This window comes from Synechococcus sp. RC10B2 (assembly GCF_047502635.1).
This window is the reverse complement of sequence record NZ_JANSHO010000063.1, coordinates 1-17,037: the sequence shown is the minus strand read 5'-3', so window position 1 is coordinate 17,037 and position 17,037 is coordinate 1. Positions and strand designations below refer to the sequence as shown.

17 protein-coding genes are annotated in these 17,037 nt (G+C 57.9%); 15 read left to right on the top strand and 2 right to left on the bottom strand.

Annotated elements, in window-relative coordinates; genetic code table 11:
* From NW855_RS09085 to NW855_RS09075, 3 genes are all read left to right on the top strand, one after another.
* On the top strand, positions 1–654 hold the full coding sequence (locus NW855_RS09085) for an urease accessory protein UreF (protein WP_414402938.1): 654 nt from the start codon (positions 1–3) through the stop codon (positions 652–654).
* Positions 630–1,274, top strand: coding sequence for an urease accessory protein UreG (gene ureG / locus NW855_RS09080; protein WP_414402937.1), 645 nt, complete (start codon positions 630–632; stop codon positions 1,272–1,274). The genes NW855_RS09085 and ureG overlap by 25 nt, the downstream gene beginning before the upstream one ends.
* Before the next feature lie 115 nt (positions 1,275–1,389).
* Positions 1,390–2,082 carry an urease accessory protein UreD gene (locus tag NW855_RS09075; RefSeq protein WP_414508688.1) on the top strand — a complete coding sequence of 231 codons (693 nt, stop codon included), beginning with the start codon at positions 1,390–1,392 and terminating at the stop codon, positions 2,080–2,082.
* Here NW855_RS09075 and NW855_RS09070 read toward each other — a convergent pair.
* Complete coding sequence (locus NW855_RS09070; RefSeq protein ID WP_414508677.1) at positions 2,032–2,457, bottom strand: transposase; 426 nt, start codon at positions 2,455–2,457, stop codon at positions 2,032–2,034. The two genes, NW855_RS09075 and NW855_RS09070, sit on opposite strands and share 51 nt — an antisense overlap.
* Positions 2,408–3,262, bottom strand: a complete 855-nt coding sequence (locus NW855_RS09065; protein ID WP_414402934.1) for an IS256 family transposase — start codon at positions 3,260–3,262, stop codon at positions 2,408–2,410. Before NW855_RS09065 ends, NW855_RS09070 begins: the two co-directional genes overlap by 50 nt.
* Before the next feature lie 173 nt (positions 3,263–3,435).
* Here NW855_RS09065 and NW855_RS09060 point away from each other — a divergent pair, with 173 nt between their 5' ends.
* The 12 genes from NW855_RS09060 (at position 3,436) to NW855_RS09005 (ending at position 16,975) form a co-directional block, all read left to right on the top strand.
* On the top strand, positions 3,436–3,765 hold the full coding sequence (locus NW855_RS09060) for an ureidoglycolate lyase (RefSeq protein ID WP_414508676.1): 330 nt from the start codon (positions 3,436–3,438) through the stop codon (positions 3,763–3,765).
* A 129-nt stretch (positions 3,766–3,894) separates the two neighbouring features.
* Positions 3,895–4,050, top strand: coding sequence for a hypothetical protein (locus NW855_RS09055; RefSeq protein ID WP_414409808.1), 156 nt, complete (start codon positions 3,895–3,897; stop codon positions 4,048–4,050).
* Between the two features lie 6 nt (positions 4,051–4,056).
* Entirely contained in the window at positions 4,057–5,202 is a 1,146-nt protein-coding gene (locus tag NW855_RS09050; RefSeq protein ID WP_414508675.1) for a CAP domain-containing protein, read from the top strand.
* Between the two features lie 192 nt (positions 5,203–5,394).
* Entirely contained in the window at positions 5,395–6,948 is a 1,554-nt protein-coding gene (locus NW855_RS09045; protein WP_414508674.1) for a ferredoxin--nitrite reductase, read from the top strand.
* Positions 6,949–6,980: 32 nt separating this feature from the next.
* Entirely contained in the window at positions 6,981–8,303 is a 1,323-nt protein-coding gene (locus tag NW855_RS09040) for a CmpA/NrtA family ABC transporter substrate-binding protein (protein WP_414508673.1), read from the top strand.
* A 145-nt stretch (positions 8,304–8,448) separates the two neighbouring features.
* Complete coding sequence (gene ntrB, locus NW855_RS09035) at positions 8,449–9,408, top strand: nitrate ABC transporter permease (RefSeq protein WP_414402947.1); 960 nt, start codon at positions 8,449–8,451, stop codon at positions 9,406–9,408.
* A gap of 72 nt (positions 9,409–9,480) precedes the next feature.
* Positions 9,481–11,472, top strand: a complete 1,992-nt coding sequence (locus NW855_RS09030; protein WP_414402948.1) for a nitrate ABC transporter ATP-binding protein — start codon at positions 9,481–9,483, stop codon at positions 11,470–11,472.
* Positions 11,473–11,510: 38 nt separating this feature from the next.
* A complete protein-coding gene (locus NW855_RS09025) occupies positions 11,511–12,353 on the top strand; it encodes an ABC transporter ATP-binding protein (protein ID WP_414402949.1) in 843 nt (280 codons plus the stop codon).
* A gap of 128 nt (positions 12,354–12,481) precedes the next feature.
* Positions 12,482–13,675, top strand: a complete 1,194-nt coding sequence (locus tag NW855_RS09020) for an RNA-guided endonuclease InsQ/TnpB family protein (RefSeq protein WP_414508672.1) — start codon at positions 12,482–12,484, stop codon at positions 13,673–13,675.
* Between the two features lie 46 nt (positions 13,676–13,721).
* Positions 13,722–14,240: a Uma2 family endonuclease gene (locus NW855_RS09015; RefSeq protein ID WP_414508687.1), complete on the top strand. Its 519-nt coding sequence runs from the start codon at positions 13,722–13,724 to the stop codon at positions 14,238–14,240.
* A gap of 86 nt (positions 14,241–14,326) precedes the next feature.
* The gene (locus NW855_RS09010) at positions 14,327–16,462 is read left to right on the top strand and encodes a molybdopterin oxidoreductase family protein (RefSeq protein ID WP_414508686.1); all 2,136 of its coding nucleotides are present in this window, start codon (positions 14,327–14,329) and stop codon (positions 16,460–16,462) included.
* A 24-nt stretch (positions 16,463–16,486) separates the two neighbouring features.
* Entirely contained in the window at positions 16,487–16,975 is a 489-nt protein-coding gene (locus tag NW855_RS09005; RefSeq protein WP_414357823.1) for a nitrate reductase associated protein, read from the top strand.
* The last annotated feature ends 62 nt before the right edge of the window (positions 16,976–17,037 follow it).

Below are 17,037 nucleotides of genomic sequence, written 5' to 3'. Positions count from 1 at the left end.
ATGAAGGAAGTAACCCTCCTCAGGCTTTTCCAACTCGCTGATACGGCCTTCCCGGTAGGAAGCTTTGTGCACTCCTACGGCTTGGAATCCTACGCGGCCGTTGGATTGGATCCTGGAAGGATACCCGATCTGATCCTCGCTGACCTTCGGCTTGGGCAGCTTCGTTTGGACCTAGCCGCCTTGGTGCTGGCCTTTGAGAAGAGTCCCGACCTCGAGGCCCTGCAACGGCTTAACGCCCTGCTTACCGCATGGAAGCCGGTACGGGGGGCCAGAGAGGCCAGCCTGCAGGTAGGAAGACGCGTTCTGGCGCTTCTAGGCCGTCTATATCCCAACCTGCCTTGGCCACCCTTACGGGAAGGGCATCAAGCAGTAGCCTGGGGTATTGCGGGAAAAATGCTGGGGCTTGAGCGGGAACCTCTGGCCCTGGCCTTCCTGCACACTTCCGTACAAGCTTTGCTTTTGGCCGGAACCCGGGTGTTCGCGTTGGGAGCTGAGCGTGCCCAACACATGCTTTGCTCCCTTCACTCTTCCATGGCCAAAACGGTGCAAGAGGTACTCCGCAACCCTGGTGAGGCGTTGTTTGCCGCTACGCCTGCCTGGGACCTGAGAGCGCATCAACAGGACTTCCTATGGACCAGGCTGTTTCAGAGCTAAGGAGGGGGATTGTGAAACCGGTAAAAATCGGTGTGGCCGGGCCTGTCGGCTCAGGGAAAACCGCCCTTATAGATCGGCTGGCCAAAGCCATGCGGGATCGCTACAACCTTGCGGTGATCACCAACGACGTCTACACCTATGAGGACGCCGAATTCCTTGTGCGCTCGGGGGCTCTTCCCCCCGAGCGGATCGCAGGGGTGAGGACGGGAGGATGCCCTCATACGGCCATTCGCGAAGACCCTGCAGCCAACCAGGAGGCGGTGGAAGCCATGCTGGCCCGCTTCTCCGATCTGGACATCCTTTTTTTGGAATCAGGGGGGGATAATCTCGCTGCTTCCTTTAGCCCAGAACTGGTGGACGTGTGGATCTATGTGATCGATGTGGCTGCGGGAGACAAGATTCCCCGCAAGGGGGGCCCGGGCATTGAAAAAAGCCATCTCCTGGTGATCAATAAGATCGATCTTGCCCCTTTGGTTGGGGCCGACCTTGGGGTCATGGAACGGGATACGCGGCTCAAACGGGGTTCACGTCCTTGGGTGTTTACCAACCTCAAGACGGGGGAAGGGCTGGATAGCGTGGTGGAGTGGATCCGACGGGAGGTCCTCTTTGAGGGAGACTGAGGCGTCCCCACCAGCTTTGGTTAGCCAATTTTTGGTTAGCCAATTGGAATTGGAGTTCATCGCTATCGGCGGCCGGACCCACCTGCGTAGGGCTTACAGCCGCGGTGCCCTCAAAGTGCTAAGGCCCTTTCCCTATGGGGAAGGCCTGGTGTTGCAGCTTTTGACCCTTGGCCCTGGCCTTATGGGAGGGGACCAGGTGGAGATCCGGGTTCATGTTGCTCCGGGGGCCAAGGTAATCCTCCTCAACCAATCGGCGACCAAGGTTCTCCCTGCCCGGGGGTATCGACCGGTGGTTCAGAGGCTCCTTTTTCGGGTGGAAGGCTTTTTGGAGTACTACCCCGGCCTCACCATTCCCTACCCCGCCTCGGCCTTGGACCAAAGGATGGAGGTGAGTTTGGGAACGGAAGCGTCTTTTAGCTGGATGGAAATGTATGCCCTAGGGAGATTAGCTAGAGGAGAAGTGGGAAAGTTTAAGTGGATTCGCGCCCGAACGGCGATTTTCGGCCAGGTTCCCTTTTATATGGACGCTTTGGAGCTCCTTCCTGAGGAGCTGGGTCCAAACCACCCAGGGGTTCTAGAGGGTCACCCCTACCTTGTGTGCGGTTTCTGGAACTGGGAAAGTCACCCCTTCTTTGAGGAAACGGAAAACGGGCTTCTAGGAGTGGGGCTTACCGCGTTCAGGCACTCTTTTCTTAGGGGGATTGGGAACAAGGAGGTGACCCAGAGGGCCCTAAAGATTTGGAGTCAGGAAAGAGCCTTAAGGGGGCTTCCAGCCGTAGACGTAATGCGCTATAGCAGCGCCCTTTAATCGTGTAAGAGGCTGTCGTAAAAGTCCTCCACAGGTCAAGTCGCAATTTTTGTGGGTTTCTCTTCCGCGGCCCAAAGCGGATCCATGTCCATAACGCCGGAAAGCCCAGTCCTCCGTGGCCCTCAGCATCACCACCGTGGCCAGATTCACCAGGCTCCCCTCGCCGGGGAAACTCCGCCGCTTCACCTCACGGATAAGCCGCTCCAGCACATTCGTGCTCTTGATGTGCCTCTGGTGGCCGCTGGGAAAGTCCAGGTAGGTCAGGGCCTCCCCCAGACCCTGGGCAAACACCTCCACCGCCCGCTTAAACCGGTCCCGGTAGCGCTCAACGAACCCCCGGGCCAGAGATTCCGCCGTGCCCCGCCGCCGCGCCACAAACACCTCCTGGAGGGAGCCGCTCCGACTGCGGCACATGAGCTAAAACGTTCCGCATAAAGTGCACCACGCACCGCTGCCAGCTGGCCCCAGGAAGCTCCGCCATCACCGCTTGGCGGATGGAAGGGTGGTCGTCGGAAATGACCAGCCTCACCCCATGAAGCCCCCGCTCCACCAGGCCCTTCAGCAGGTTCCTCCAGGCCTCCTTCCGCTCCCCGCCCGCCGGCTCCACCGTCAGCACTTCCCGGTAGCCTTCTTCGTTCACCCCCACCGCCACCAGAAGGGCCAGGTCCACCACCCGCCCGCCCCAGTTCACCTTGAAGTAGGCCGCGTCCAGGTAGAGGTAGGGGTAGGCCAGCTCCAAAGGCCGGCCCCGCCAGGCGGAGAGCTCCTCCAAGCGCTGGGCTACCCTGGAGACCGCGTCCTTACCGATGCGCACCCGGGACAGGCCCTCCGTGATGGCCGCTACCTTGCGGGTGGAGACCCCTTGGAGGTACATCTCCAGCACCGCTTCTTCCACCTCTCCGGTCATCCGCTTGTACCGCTCAAAGACCTCGGTCAGGAAAGTCCCCTCCCGGTCCCGGGGTACCCGGAGCTGGGCGATCCTGCCCGCCGGCGTGATGAGGTCCCGGGTGTAGTAGCCGTTCCGCTCCCCGCGGCGGCTTGGGGTGCGCTCACGGTAACCCGCAGCCAGGTGCTCGGTCATCTCTTCTTCCAACACCTGCTCGTTCGCGTAAGCGGTGCGGAGCACTATGACGGCCTTGACCCCTTCCCGGATGCGCCGGCTGATCTCCTCCTTGGTCAACCTCTTGAGCTCCTCTCGGTCCATTCCGCCCTCCATGCTTAACCCACAAAATACGCGACACTACCAACTTTGCCCCTTACGGGCAGGCGATCTACCCTGCTCCCGACGACAAGCCTTTCGACAGCTAAGATGCCCAGTTGGTTTTGAATCAGGGCCAGCCCCGCTTTTACCTCATGCGCTTGCTCCGTCCTGGCCTCAAGTTCAGCCAAATAACCGGCCACACCCGTTGCACCCAGTGCCTGGGATCCCTGCACGGCAAGGAGTGGTTCATCGCCGTCGCGCCGCCTGCCGACGAGCTGCAGGTGGACGGGATTCAAGCTTTTCGAGTGGCTGGCGACTGCTTCATCAAACTGGAGCTGGGCACCTGGCACGCTGGCCCCTACTTCGACGGCGAGGAGTTTATCGACTGCTACAATCTGGAGCTGGCTGACACCAACATCACCAACCACGAGACAATCGACCTGCTCCAGACCCACAACCTGGAGTTTCAGATCATCCCTTGAGCAGCCAGATTCGGCAGCCAAGACAAATAGGTGGGGGGATCCGTGGCAGCACTACGACAGGAGCCTTGGCACTCCCCCCTATGTGATAAAACGGGGTCAAACCCAGCGGCGTCTTGGAGATTTGTTACTATGGCTACACTCCAACCTACCCCAGAAACCGGCAAGCTCTTGAGCACCCTGGCTCTGTTCCTGTGCCTAGGGCTGTTGTCTGCCTGCGACGGGGGCAGCGGCAGCACGGTTAGCCCCCCTAGCCTCACTCCCACCCCCACTCCCGCTGGCCGATAGTTTTGCATGCGCTGGCAGCGGCTGCTTGGCTTAAAGCAGCGGTGGGGGGTAGGGCTGGTCATTCTGCTCTGCCTTGGTCTCTTGACGGCCTGCAATGGGGAGGGATCCCCCACGGCTCCAGAGCCTCCCCGGGCAGGGGAGCTGCCAATTGCTAGCTTTCTTTGCCAGTTGGATCGCCAAACCCGCACCTTTGCTGGTCCCATCTACGCCGAGCAGCCTCAGGCTGCCATCTGCAATCCCGGTCGCCTCACCCCAGCAGCAGCCCAGAAGATGATGGATCGGTTGAACTTTCTGCGGCTGTTGCACGAGTTGCCGCCGGTGAAGCTCAATCCCGAATTCTTGGAGGCCGCTCAGCAGGCGGCCCTGATGCAGGTGGCCAATGGCGCCCTCAGCCACCAGCCGCCCCCCTCTTGGCGCTGCTTTACCCCTGCTGGAGAGGCAGGATCCCGCTTTGGCAACTTGGCGATTGGCCCCATTCTGGAGCTGAACGGCCCCGACCCAGGGCGGGTGTTGGCGCGCCAGGTGGATATCTACTTTGCCGAGCCGGGCCGAGAGAACTTTGTAGATGTGGGGCATCGCCGCTGGAACCTCTATCCCCAATATGCCCAAGGAGCCTACGGCATCGTCTTTGACCCGCGGGCCGGGCGGGTGACCCAGGCCAATGCCAATTGGGTCTTCGGCTTTGACGAGTCGGTACCGGATCCCGAGTTTATTGCTTTCCCCGAAAGAGACGGCTACCTGTACCGTCTGGAGGGCTTTTCCGGCCAGCCCTTGTCTGCCTACCGCTGGTCTTTCTCGGTGCCCAGCCGCGGCGGCCTGTCTGACCTCAGCCAAGCCCAAATCCGCATCACCGATGCCGTCACAGGTGAGCCGGTGCCCGTTGGAGATATCCGGGTTGGGGATCCCGCCTTTGGCCTAGAAACCCTCACCTACTCGGTGGGATCCGTTCAGCCCAATCGCCCCTACCTCTTTGAGATCAGCGGCATCCGGCTCATGGGTGGGCCGCCGCGCACCTATCGCTACACCACCACCCTCTACGACTGCGACCCTCAGGCGCCGCCAAGGCCCGCACCCCTCACCGAAGGGCTGGGGATCCCGCCCCGTTTCCTCTGGCAGAGGGAGCCTTTCGACTCTTTCAACCCTCTCAACTAGCTTTTCCTCACCCCCAGCCCCTTTCCCAAAGGGGAAAGAGGGGTCTGCTGCTCCTGGAAGCCTGACTTTATGCATAAAGCGCAATTCGAGAATGACAAAACTGCATAACCTGTTACAAAGCGTAACTGCCAATACCAAAGTTAACGGTTCGTCATTGCTAGGGTAGCTAGTGTTCACCCCACGGCAGCGATCATGGCGAACCAATTTGAACGCCTCAAAAGCGAAAAGGATGGGCTGGCGGTCAAGGCCGAGCTGGAGGCGTTTGCCCGGATGGGTTGGGAGAACATTCCTGAAGACGACCGGGATCACCGCCTCAAGTGGCTGGGGATCTTCTTTCGCAAGCGCACCCCTGGCAAGTTCATGCTGCGGCTGCGCCTGCCCAATGGGATCCTGACCAGCGGCCAAATGCGCAAGTTGGCCGAGATCCTCCGCCCCTACGGCCAAGATGGCGTAGCCGACATCACCACTCGGCAAAACCTGCAACTGCGGGGCATTCCCATTGAGGACATGCCTCAGGTTCTGCGGCAACTCAAGGAGGTGGGCCTGACCAGCATCCAGTCAGGCATGGACAACGTGCGCAACATCACGGGATCCCCTCTGGCCGGTATCGACCCGGATGAGCTGATCGACGTGCGCGGCCTCACCCGCAAAGTGCAGGACATGGTAACCAACAACGGCGAGGGCAACCCTTCCTTCACCAACCTGCCGCGCAAGTTCAACATCGCCATCTGCGGTTGTCGCGACAACTCGGTGCATGCCGAGATCAATGACCTGGCTTTTGTGCCTGCTTTCAAAGAGGGCAAGCTGGGCTTCAACGTCTTGGTGGGAGGCTTTTTTTCGGCCCGCCGCTGTGCCGAGGCCATCGGGCTGGACGTTTGGGTAGATCCCCGCGATGTGGTTCCTCTATGTGAGGCGGTGCTGCTGGTCTATCGGGATCACGGCCTGCGGGCCAACCGGCAAAAGGCGCGGCTGAGGTGGCTCATTGACGAGTGGGGCCTGGAGAAGTTTCGGGTGGCGGTGGAGCAGCAGATTGGCCACCCTCTGCCCAGAGCGGCGGAAAAAGACGAGGTGGTCTGGCACAAGCGGGATCTGCTGGGAGTACACGCCCAAAAGCAACTGGGCCTCAACTTTGTAGGCCTGCACGTGCCCGTCGGGCGGCTCAACGTCCCGGAGATGAGGGAGCTGGCTCGCTTGGCGGAGGTGTACGGCTCCGGGGAGCTGCGGCTAACGGTGGAGCAGAACGTGCTCATCCCCAATGTGCCCGACTCGCGGGTGGCCCCCCTGCTCAAAGAGCCGCTCTTGAAAAAGTTCTCCCCCAACCCGGGACCCTTGCAGCGGGGGTTGGTGTCCTGTACGGGCAACCAGTTTTGCAACTTTGCCCTCATCGAGACCAAAAACCGCGCCGTGGCCCTGATGGAAGAGCTGGAAGCCGAGCTGGAGATTCCTCAAACGGTGCGCATCCACTGGACAGGCTGTCCCAACTCCTGCGGCCAGCCCCAGGTGGCTGATATTGGCCTCATGGGCACCACCGTTCGCAAGGACGGCAAGCCGGTGGAGGCGGTGGACATCTACATGGGGGGAGAAGTGGGCAAAGACGCCAAGCTGGGCGAATGCGTGCGCCAAGGGATCCCTTGCGAAGACCTCAAGCCCGTCTTGGTGGAGCTACTGATTGAGCACTTCGGGGCCAGGCCGCGTCGTGATCCCTCGGCTGCTCAGACCTCTGCTTCCCCCTTGATGACCTACTAGGCAGTTCGTCGTTCGAAATTTTGGAGGTTGTGATGTCTAAGCTATTCAACACTTCCTCTCCCATCTCCCGTCGCCAGTTTTTGGCTGGGGCAGCTGCCCTTGCGGCTGGAGCAGCTACGGCTGGGATCCCCCGCGCCCAATCCCAATCCTTGGGGCAGGGCTACTGGGTAGCTCAAGCTGATACCCCAGAAACCACGCGAGCCAGGCTGGGATTTATCGCCCTCACCGACGCTGCCCCCCTGATCATCGCCAAAGAAAAGGGGTTCTTTGACAAGTACGGCATGAAGGACGTAGAGGTGGTCAAGCAGGCCTCTTGGGGCACCACCCGCGACAACTTGGTGCTGGGATCCGCCGCCGGCGGCATCGATGGGGCACACATCCTCACCCCCATGCCCTACCTCATCACCACCGGCAAAGTTACCGATGGCAAGCCGGTGCCTATGTACATTTTGGCCCGTCTCAATCTGGACGGTCAGGGCATCAGCATTTCCAACCAATATCGGGATTTGCAAATCGGCCTGGATAGTTCCCCCCTCAAGGCCAAGTTTGCCGAGCTTCGAGCTGCCGGCAAAGATCCCAAATGCGCGATGACCTTCCCCGGCGGTACCCACGACATGTGGATGCGCTACTGGCTGGCCGCAGGCGGGATCGATCCCACCCGCGATGTCTCCCTCATTGTGGTGCCGCCGCCGCAGATGGTGGCCAATATAAAATCCAGAACCATGGAAGCCCTCTGTGTGGGCGAGCCTTGGAATGCCCAACTGGTGAACCAAAAAGAGGGGTATAGTGCCCTCACCACCGGCGAGCTATGGAACAACCACCCGGAAAAGGCCTTTGCCCTGCGGGCCGACTGGGTGGATGCGCACCCGAAAGCCACCCTTGCCCTGTTGAAAGCGGTGCTAGAAGCCCAGATCTGGTGCGACCAGATGGAAAACAAAGAGGAGATGTGTCGCATCATCGGCGACCGCCGCTGGCTGGGGGTGCCTGTGCCCGATATCTTGGGCCGTTCTCGGGGCACTTTTGACTACGGCACCGGCAAGGTCGTTGAAAACAGCCCCCACCTGATGAAGTTCTGGCAGAACTACGCTTCCTACCCCTTCAAGAGCCACGATCTCTGGTTTTTGACCGAAAACATCCGCTGGGGCTATCTGCCTGCCGACACCGATACCAAAGCCTTGGTGGAGCGGGTGAATCGGGAAGAACTCTGGCGAGAAGCTGCCAAAGCCATTGGTCAGGGGGCAGCCATTCCCCCCAGCACCTCTCGAGGAGTGGAAACCTTCTTCGACGGGGTGCAGTTCGATCCCGAAAATCCTGCCGCCTACCTGGAGAAATTGGCGATTAAGAAGCTGGCCTAATTTCCCAACTTTCCCCAGCAAGTTAGCTGCAAACCCTCTGTCCAGGAGAGAAGGGATCCCCGAATCCCCACAAAGAGTGTTCAACTGAAACCCCTTCTCTCTTGGAATCCTCTTAAGTTGACTTCAACCTTACTCCCAGCAAGCCATGAGGATTTTCCACTCTGCCCTACAGTTGGGCTACCACCTCTTTCGGATCCTGCTTCCCCTACTGGTTGGCCTAGGCCACTGGCTGCTGAAAACCAGCCCAGGCTTTGTTCTTCAGTCCAATGCCGGGCTCCACTCCCCGGCCAGCTCTGCATCTTCTTCTGCTTGGAGGCAGCGAGTCCAAATCCACCAAGTGCTGCGCCGCGTTCTTTTGCCCACCACGGCCATTTTAATAGTGCTCGTTCTCTGGCAAATTGCCTATAGCCGCCCCGGAGCCAACTTGCCCACCCCTCTCCAGGTTTGGCAGGACACCTGGGATCCCCTCATTAAAGATCCCTTTTTTGACTATGGCGGCAATGCCAAAGGGCTGTTCTGGCAAATTTGGGCCAGCTTGCGGCGGGTGTTCATTGGGTTTGCCCTGGCCGGCTTGGTGGGGGTTGTGGGCGGCATGATCATCGGGGTCAATCGCTGGCTGTACGAGGCTTTGGATCCCATTTTTCAGGTGCTGCGCACGGTGCCGCCTTTGGCCTGGCTGCCGATTTCTTTGGCTGCCTTTCGAGATGCCAACCCTTCCGCCATTTTTGTAATCTTCATTACGGCTCTCTGGCCCATTTTGATCAACACCGTTGCCGGCGTACAGCGGATCCCTCAGGACTACCGCAACGTGGCCAGAATTGTGCGCATGTCCGGCTGGAAGTACTTTTTCAAAATCGTTTTCCCGGCAACTGTGCCCTACATTTTTACCGGCTTGCGCATTGGGGTGGGCTTGTCTTGGCTGGCCATTGTGGCAGCGGAAATGTTGATTGGCGGTGTGGGCATTGGATTTTTCATCTGGGATGCCTGGAATAGCTCCCGCATCAGCGAAATCATTCTGGCTTTGATCTATGTCGGGATGGTGGGTCTTCTGCTGGATCGCATCACGGCTTGGATTGGCTCGCTGGTGGTGGCTGAGGATCGCTAAATGAGCTTGGCCGAGTTCTAGATTGGTTGCTGACAATTTCTCCATGCTCTCAGAAATCATCTCAGAGGAATCATGAAGACCCAGCCTTACATTGAAGTGGATCATGTCGACAAGGAATTTCTCCTCGACAACGGAGAGATCTACCCTGTCCTGAAAGACATCCACCTGGAGATCCAAAAAGGGGAATTTGTCTCGCTAATTGGCCACTCCGGCTGTGGCAAATCGACCCTGCTCAACATCATTGCTGGCCTGGAAAAGCCTTCCCGCGGAGGCATTCTCCTGGAGGGCCGACAAGTTACAGATCCCGGCCCAGATCGCATGGTGGTGTTTCAGAACTATTCCCTGCTGCCCTGGCTGACGGTGCGGGAGAACGTTGCCCTGGCTGTGGACGAGGTGCTGGGATCCCTTCCCAAAGCGGAGCGGGACCGGATTGTGGCAGAACACATTCGCCGTGTGGGGTTGCAGGGGGCAGCCGACAAGCGACCGGCCCATCTGTCAGGAGGGATGAAACAGCGGGTAGCCATTGCCCGGGCTTTGGCCATCCGTCCGCGGGTGCTGCTGTTGGATGAGCCCTTTGGCGCTCTGGATGCCTTGACGCGCGGCAACCTGCAGGAGCAACTGATGGAGATTGCCCAGGCGGAGCAGCTCACCTGTGTCATGGTTACCCACGATGTGGATGAGGCGCTGCTGCTTTCGGATCGGGTGGTAATGATGACCAATGGCCCGGAGGCCCGCATTGGCCAGATTTTGCGGATCCCTTTTCCTCGGCCCCGCCATCGTTTGGAAGTGGTGCGTCACCCCGACTACTACAGCCTGCGGGGAGAGATGATCTACTTTCTCAACCAGCAAAAGCGGGCTCGCCAAAAAACGCCTGTTCGCGTGGCCATTGCCAAACACGGCCTGGAGAAGGTCAATTTGGAGGTTGGCTTTGTGCCCCTCAACGACTGCGCGCCGCTGGTGGTGGCGCAGGAAAAAGGCCTGTTTCAAAAGCATGGCCTGGAGCAGGTCACCCTGGTGAGGGAGCCAGGCTGGAAGACCATCTGGGAAGGGATCCGCTCCGGTCGGCTGGACGCGGCTATGGTGGTGGCCGGGATCCCGTTGGCTTCCACCTTGGGAGTAGGGGGAGTTCCGGTGTCTTTGGTAACCGCCTTAACCCTCTCCCGTGGCGGCAACGCCATTACCTTTGGGCGCAGACTTTTGGAGCGAGGCGTTCAAAGCCTGGCGGATTTTCGCCAATACCTCAACCACACCCCCGACACAGTCCACACCCTGGGAGTGGTTCATCCGGCTTCCATGCAAAACTTCCTGTTGCGGCACTGGCTGGCCGGTGGGGGGGTGGATCCGGATCGGGATGTCACGTTAACCGTGATCCCGCCGCCGCAGATGGTGGCCCACCTCAAGGCCGGCAACATCGATGGCTACTGCGTGGGCGAGCCCTGGAACTCCCGCGCTGTGCGGGAACAGGTGGGGGTTATCGTCGCCACCACCCCTGAAATCTTGCCCAGCCACATCGAAAAGGTGCTGACAGTGCGCCAGGATTGGGCGCAAAACTACCCCCGCACCCATGTAGCTCTGGTCAAGGCACTACTGGAGGCTTGTCACTACTGCGATCAGCCGCAGCACCGTTCTGAGATCTTGGAGTGGCTGGCTCAGCCCCAGTATGTGGGCGTGGCCCTGGAGGATCTGCAGCCGGGGTGGACGGGTATTCTGCAGCGGGGAATTGCCGATGAATCCCAAGCCCTCACCGGTTTTCACCAGTTTGCCAACGGGCGCAACACCTGTCCGGAAAGATTGGAACACCTCTGGATCCTGACGCAGATGGCTCGCTGGGGCCTCTGCCCTTTTCCCCGCAATTGGGTTTCGGTTCTCGACCAAGTTCTGGACAGCGAAACCTACGCCCTAGCCGCCAGAGAACTGGGCCTTCCGGATTGGGCCCACGACCGCGGAGCTTTACTCTTTGGCGATGGATCCCGCTTTGACGGAGAGGATCCCGTTGCTTACCTGGAGTCGGTGGCCATCCGGCAGGATCTGAAGCTGCAGGAGTACCAGCTCAGCGAAGTTTAGCTTTTGTTACCTTAAACTCTCGATTGGAAAACACTATGATGACCAGCTCCCGCACGTTCTCCTCACCGCTATCTTCTGCTTCTCCGGTTGCAGGACTGCCCCTTCTTTGTCTTCAGAATGTGGGCAAGACCTACTTCACCTCAGCAGGGCCCTTCGTTGCGCTGGAAAATATCAATCTGGAAGTGGCCGCCGGTGAGTTTGTTTGCATTATCGGCCACTCGGGTTGTGGCAAATCCACCTTGATCAACATGGTGGCGGGTTTTTCGACTCCCACTTCGGGATCCATTACCCTCAAGGGCCAGCCCATCACTTCCCCAGGGCCGGATCGGATGATGGTGTTTCAACATTATTCCCTTTTGCCCTGGCTGACTGCCTTTGAAAATATTTATCTGGTGGTGGATCAGGTGTACCCAACCAAACCCCGGTGGGAAAAAAGGGAAATTGTTCAAGAACATCTGGAATTGGTAGGTTTGGCGGAAGCAGCCCACAAGCGGCCCAAGCAGCTTTCTGGAGGCATGAAGCAAAGGGTAGCCATTGCCCGTGCTCTTGCCGTTCGTCCGCAAGTTTTGCTCTTGGATGAGCCTTTTGGGGCCTTGGATGCCATTACCAAGGAAGATCTACAAGATGAGCTGCTGGCCATTTGGCGGGATCACCGCTGCACAGTTTTGATGATTACTCATGACATCGACGAAGCTCTTTACTTGTCAGACCGTGTGGTGATGATGACCAACGGCCCCGCTGCCCATATCGGCGAGATCTTGACCATTCCCTTTGAGCGACCGCGCATCCGCTCCCGCATTATGGAAATGCCTGAGTTCTACGAATTGCGTAACCGCGCCCTTGACTTCCTCTATCGCCGCTTTGCCCATGGAGGGGATTGAGCTAGGGTTCAAAATACTTGGAGAGGGAAGTTGATGGCCACTGCTCCGGTTCAGCTAGAAATCGCAGGAGCCCCGCACTGTACCCGTAGGGTCAGTGTCGGGAGGAATGCGGAAGTTATGATAGAACCATGACCCAAGTCCTGACCGTCTCCTGCAAGCTCAAGGTGTCCCAGTCGCAAGCCGCAAAGTTGGACGCGACAATGGATGCCTTTGTGCAGGCGTTGAACTGGGTCAACCAAAACACACCAGAAAAAGTAGTCAACGCAGTCAAACTCCAGTCCCTTTGCTATTACCAGATTCGCGCTCGGTTTGGCTTGTCCAGTAACTTGGCTCAGCAGGTCTGCAGACGGCTGGCCGGTGCCCGTAAAGTTGCCCGACAGAAAAACCGTCCGGTCAAAGCGTTCAAGAGAGGCTTTGCGACCTACGATGCCCGTATCTTTTCGTTTCGCGAGAAAGACTGGACGGTGTCGCTGACCACGGTGGAGGGTCGGGAGCGCTTTGAGCTGGCGATTGGCCGCTACCAGAGAGAACGGCTGGCGGGCTCCAATCCCAAATCTGCCACTCTGGTCAAGCGCAAAGACGGTTTCTACTCTATTCAAATCTGTGTGGAAACGGAACCGTGCCCACCGCAAGGCACGGATAGAGTGCTGGGCGTGGATTTGGGCAGGACGGATATTGCTCATACATCGGAAGGAGATAACTGGAATGGACAGCAGTTGAACAGAGTCCGCGACCACTACTCCCGGTTGAGGGCGGCACTCCAACGCAAAGCCAGTAAGGGCACACGCAGTTCGCGGCGCAGATGCAGAGAACTGTTGCAACGGCTGTCTGGCAAGGAGAGGCGCTTTCAGGCGTGGGTCAATCATCGCATCTCCAAAGCTATTGTCTCTAGGGCAAAGGCGACAAACAGCGCTATTGCTCTGGAAGACTTGACAGGGATCCGGGAAAGGGTCAATCAACAGCCACGCAGCAAAGCTGAGCGCCGCAGAACCAATAACTGGGCGTTCTACCAGCTTAGGATGTTCGTGGTCTACAAGGCTGCCATTGCCGGAGTACCTGTGGTGCTGGTTCCGCCTGCCTACACGTCGCAGACCTGCCACCGGTGTTTGCACATCCATCCCGATCCTACGCAATCCTATCGCAGTGGAAAGAAGTTTAAGTGTGGACACTGTGGATGGGAAGGGGATGCGGATTTGAATGGTGCGAATGTGATTGCGCTTTTGGGGGCTGCTGTAAACCAGCCTAGAGGTTCGTGGTTGGCTTGCCAACTGCAGGGCTACCGAAAGCCCGCCCTGTACTGCGAAGCAGTCAGGGTCGGGTAGTTTACGTAGTTCCAACCGATCTCCCAATGGAGGAGCGGGTCTTGCCCTGCCCAAAACCCTTGCCGACTATCTGGCCAATCCAGTTGCCCAAACCAAATGGGTAGATGGCTACATTGTGGAGAAAGTGGGGCAAACTTTAGGGGATGCAAAGCTCCAAACCCGACTTCTCTTCCGTTGGCTCGGTTATGTTGAATGTCAGCCATTGGGGGGTATGGTTTTGGTGAAGGCTCCCGGCCAAACCAAAGGCAAAGTCAGAAGACCTGATGCTGCCTACTCATCTCCAGATTTAATCCAGCAATTTGGAGAGGATATTGCCACGCTACTGCAGAGCTATCCTCTGGTTGAGGAGATCTTCTCTCCAACCGACTGTGGAGAAGATATTTTCCTAAAAGCCCAAGAGTATCTCAGCTCCGATGTACTGGAAGTCTGGCTGATTTTTCCCAAAAGCAAATTTATTTTTATCCAGACTCAGGATCGCCACCTTTGGCTAACCGAACAAGAGACTGCCAAAAGCCAGGTTGTATTGCCCGGATTTGAGATCCAAGTGGCCGATCTCCTCGGCTAAGAGATCCTTAACCTGATGGCCTATCGGGATCCAAAATGCAAGACACTTATCCATCCTGACAGGGATCCCAACTCATGGTGACCGCGATGGAGCCGGAAAAAGCTGTCATCAAAACCCTATGTCCCTATTGCGGTGTGGGATGTGGATTGGAGGCGGTTTCGACAGCCTCAGGTGACTGGAAAATGAGAGGCGACCGGGATCATCCTTCCAGCTTGGGGATGGTCTGTGTAAAGGGGGCCACGATCCTGGAGGCAGTTGGTCGGGATCGGCTGCTCTATCCCCTGTTTCGGGAGAGCTTGGATCAGCCCTTTCGCCGCATTTCTTGGGATCAGGCTTTTGAGGAGATGGTTTCTCGGCTGCGCTGCCTCAAAGACAACCCTCACTCCATGGCTATGTATGGATCGGGGCAGTTGCTCACTGAAGACTATTACGTTGCTCAAAAGCTCATTAAGGGCTGCCTGGGCACCAACAATTTCGACACCAACTCGCGCCTGTGCATGTCCTCAGCCGTCTCGGCCTACACCCAATCCCTGGGATCCGATGGCCCCCCCTGCTGCTACGAGGATCTCGATCTCTGCAATCTGGCTTTTCTGGTGGGCACCAACACAGCAGAGTGCCATCCCATTCTTTTTAATCGCCTGAAGAAGCGGCACAGGACCGGATCCCCCCTCAAAATAGTGGTAGTGGATCCCCGGCGCACTCAGACAGCAGAAGCTGCCGATCTCCACTTAAAAATTCGCCCCGGTACGGATATCGATCTTTTCAATGGGATTGCCCATTTGCTGTTGAAGTGGGGATCAATGGCTACCGATTTTATCGAGGGCTGCACCCAAGGTTTTGCTGAATATGCAGCTTTGCTGGCCGATTATGAACCGCAGATTGTGGCCCAGCGCTGCGGAATTGCCACCGAGGATTTGATCGAAGCAGCCAAGCTTTGGCAGGGATCCCAAAGGGTTCTATCCCTTTGGTCGATGGGCCTAAACCAGTCCAGTGAGGGCACCGCCAAGATCACCAGCTTAATCAACCTGCATCTCCTGACCGGGCAAATTGGCCGACCGGGGACCGGCCCCTTTTCCTTGACCGGCCAGCCCAATGCCATGGGTGGTCGAGAGGCGGGGGGGTTATCTCATCTGCTGCCGGGATATCGGCTGGTGAGCCAGCCCCAGCATCGGGCAGAGGTGGAGCAGGCTTGGGGCTTGCCCAGCGGTTCCCTCTCTCCCCACCCAGGACTGAGGGCCACCGAGATGATTGCCGCTCTGGAGACGGGATCCCTGCAGTTCTTCTGGATTGTGGCCACTAATCCTTTGGTGAGCTTTCCGGATCTGGAACGGGTCAAAAAAGCCCTGAAAAAGTCTCCCTTTACCGTTTACCAAGAGGCTTATTACCCTACAGAAACGGCAGAATATGCCCATTTGCTTTTGCCCGCCTGCCAGTGGAGCGAGAAAACCGGGGTGATGACCAACTCCGAGCGCAGGGTTACCCTTTGTCAAGCCTTTCGAGACCCCCCTGGCGAAGCCCGACCCGATTGGGAGATCTTTGCTGAAGTGGGGCGCAGGTTGGGCTTTGAAGCGCAATTTTCCTTCCAAACCGCGGCAGAGGTTTATGCAGAATTTGCCGCCCTTACCGCAAATCGCCTCTGCGATCACTCCGGCCTCAGCCATGCCCTTTTGGCAGAACAAGGCCCTCAGCAATGGCCTTATCCCAAAGAAAGAACCTCGGCCCCTAAGTCCACTCGCCTCTACACAGATTGGCGTTTCCCGACCCCCAATGGCCGCGCCCGCTTTATCCCCCACCCTTCCCGTGGCTTGGCGGAGCCACCCAACCCTCAGTTCCCTTACGTGTTAACTACGGGCAGGCTATACGGCCATTGGCACACCCAAACCCGTACCGGCAGGATTGAAAAAATCAAGCACATGCACCCCCAACCCTTTATGGAGATCCATCCTCGCGATGCGGAAAAGCTGGGCCTCCAAGATGGGGATTGGGTTCAGGTGCGTTCTGTCCGCGGGCGGGCCTATTTCCCGGCCAAGATAACTGCCAACATTGCTCCCGGTACGCTATTTGTACCCATGCACTGGGGATCCCTCTGGGCAGAACAAGCCGAGTGTAATGCCCTTACCCATGACATCAGTTGTCCCGATTCCGGCCAGCCGGAATTAAAAGCCTGTGCCGTTGCTCTTGAGAAAGCCGACCCACCGCTCAAGCAATCCCCTCAACTCTAGATTTGGTTCCTAATCGAGGTTCCCATGACTCTGTTTCAGTTTGAGCAAGATTTTGCCGACTCTCTGCGATGCATCCCCATGACCTTGCGCCTAAAGCTGGATTTGTGCGGGATCAAGCTCAAGCTCCATCAATGGGCCAAGTTTTCCTTAGAAGAGCGGCGGAAGTGTGTTGATTGGCCCTCTGAATCTCCACAGGATCTAGAAGAACTCCGCAACCATCTGCGCCATTTGGTTCGCTCCATCTGCCACGAAGAGGCGCAAGAGATTCCCATTGACCCCCAGCCTGAATGGCAAAATCCCAACCAGATCCCAATGGCTGTCCAACAAAAAGCTCAAGACCTGGGGATCCGGCTTGCCCTCGATTTCTGGAGAAACTTGCACGATATCCAGAGATTTGCCTTGCTGAAGTTGAGCCGATCCCATCACGAAAACAAAAATTTCTTGCCCGCTCTGCGAGAGTTTGGCCTGAAGATGGCGAGGGATGGTGATTGCAGTTACTCTGAATCTATTTGAGAGAGATAGTCTGATACATTTACGCTGAACACTGCTGAACATCACTGTTCAACTATGCAGCG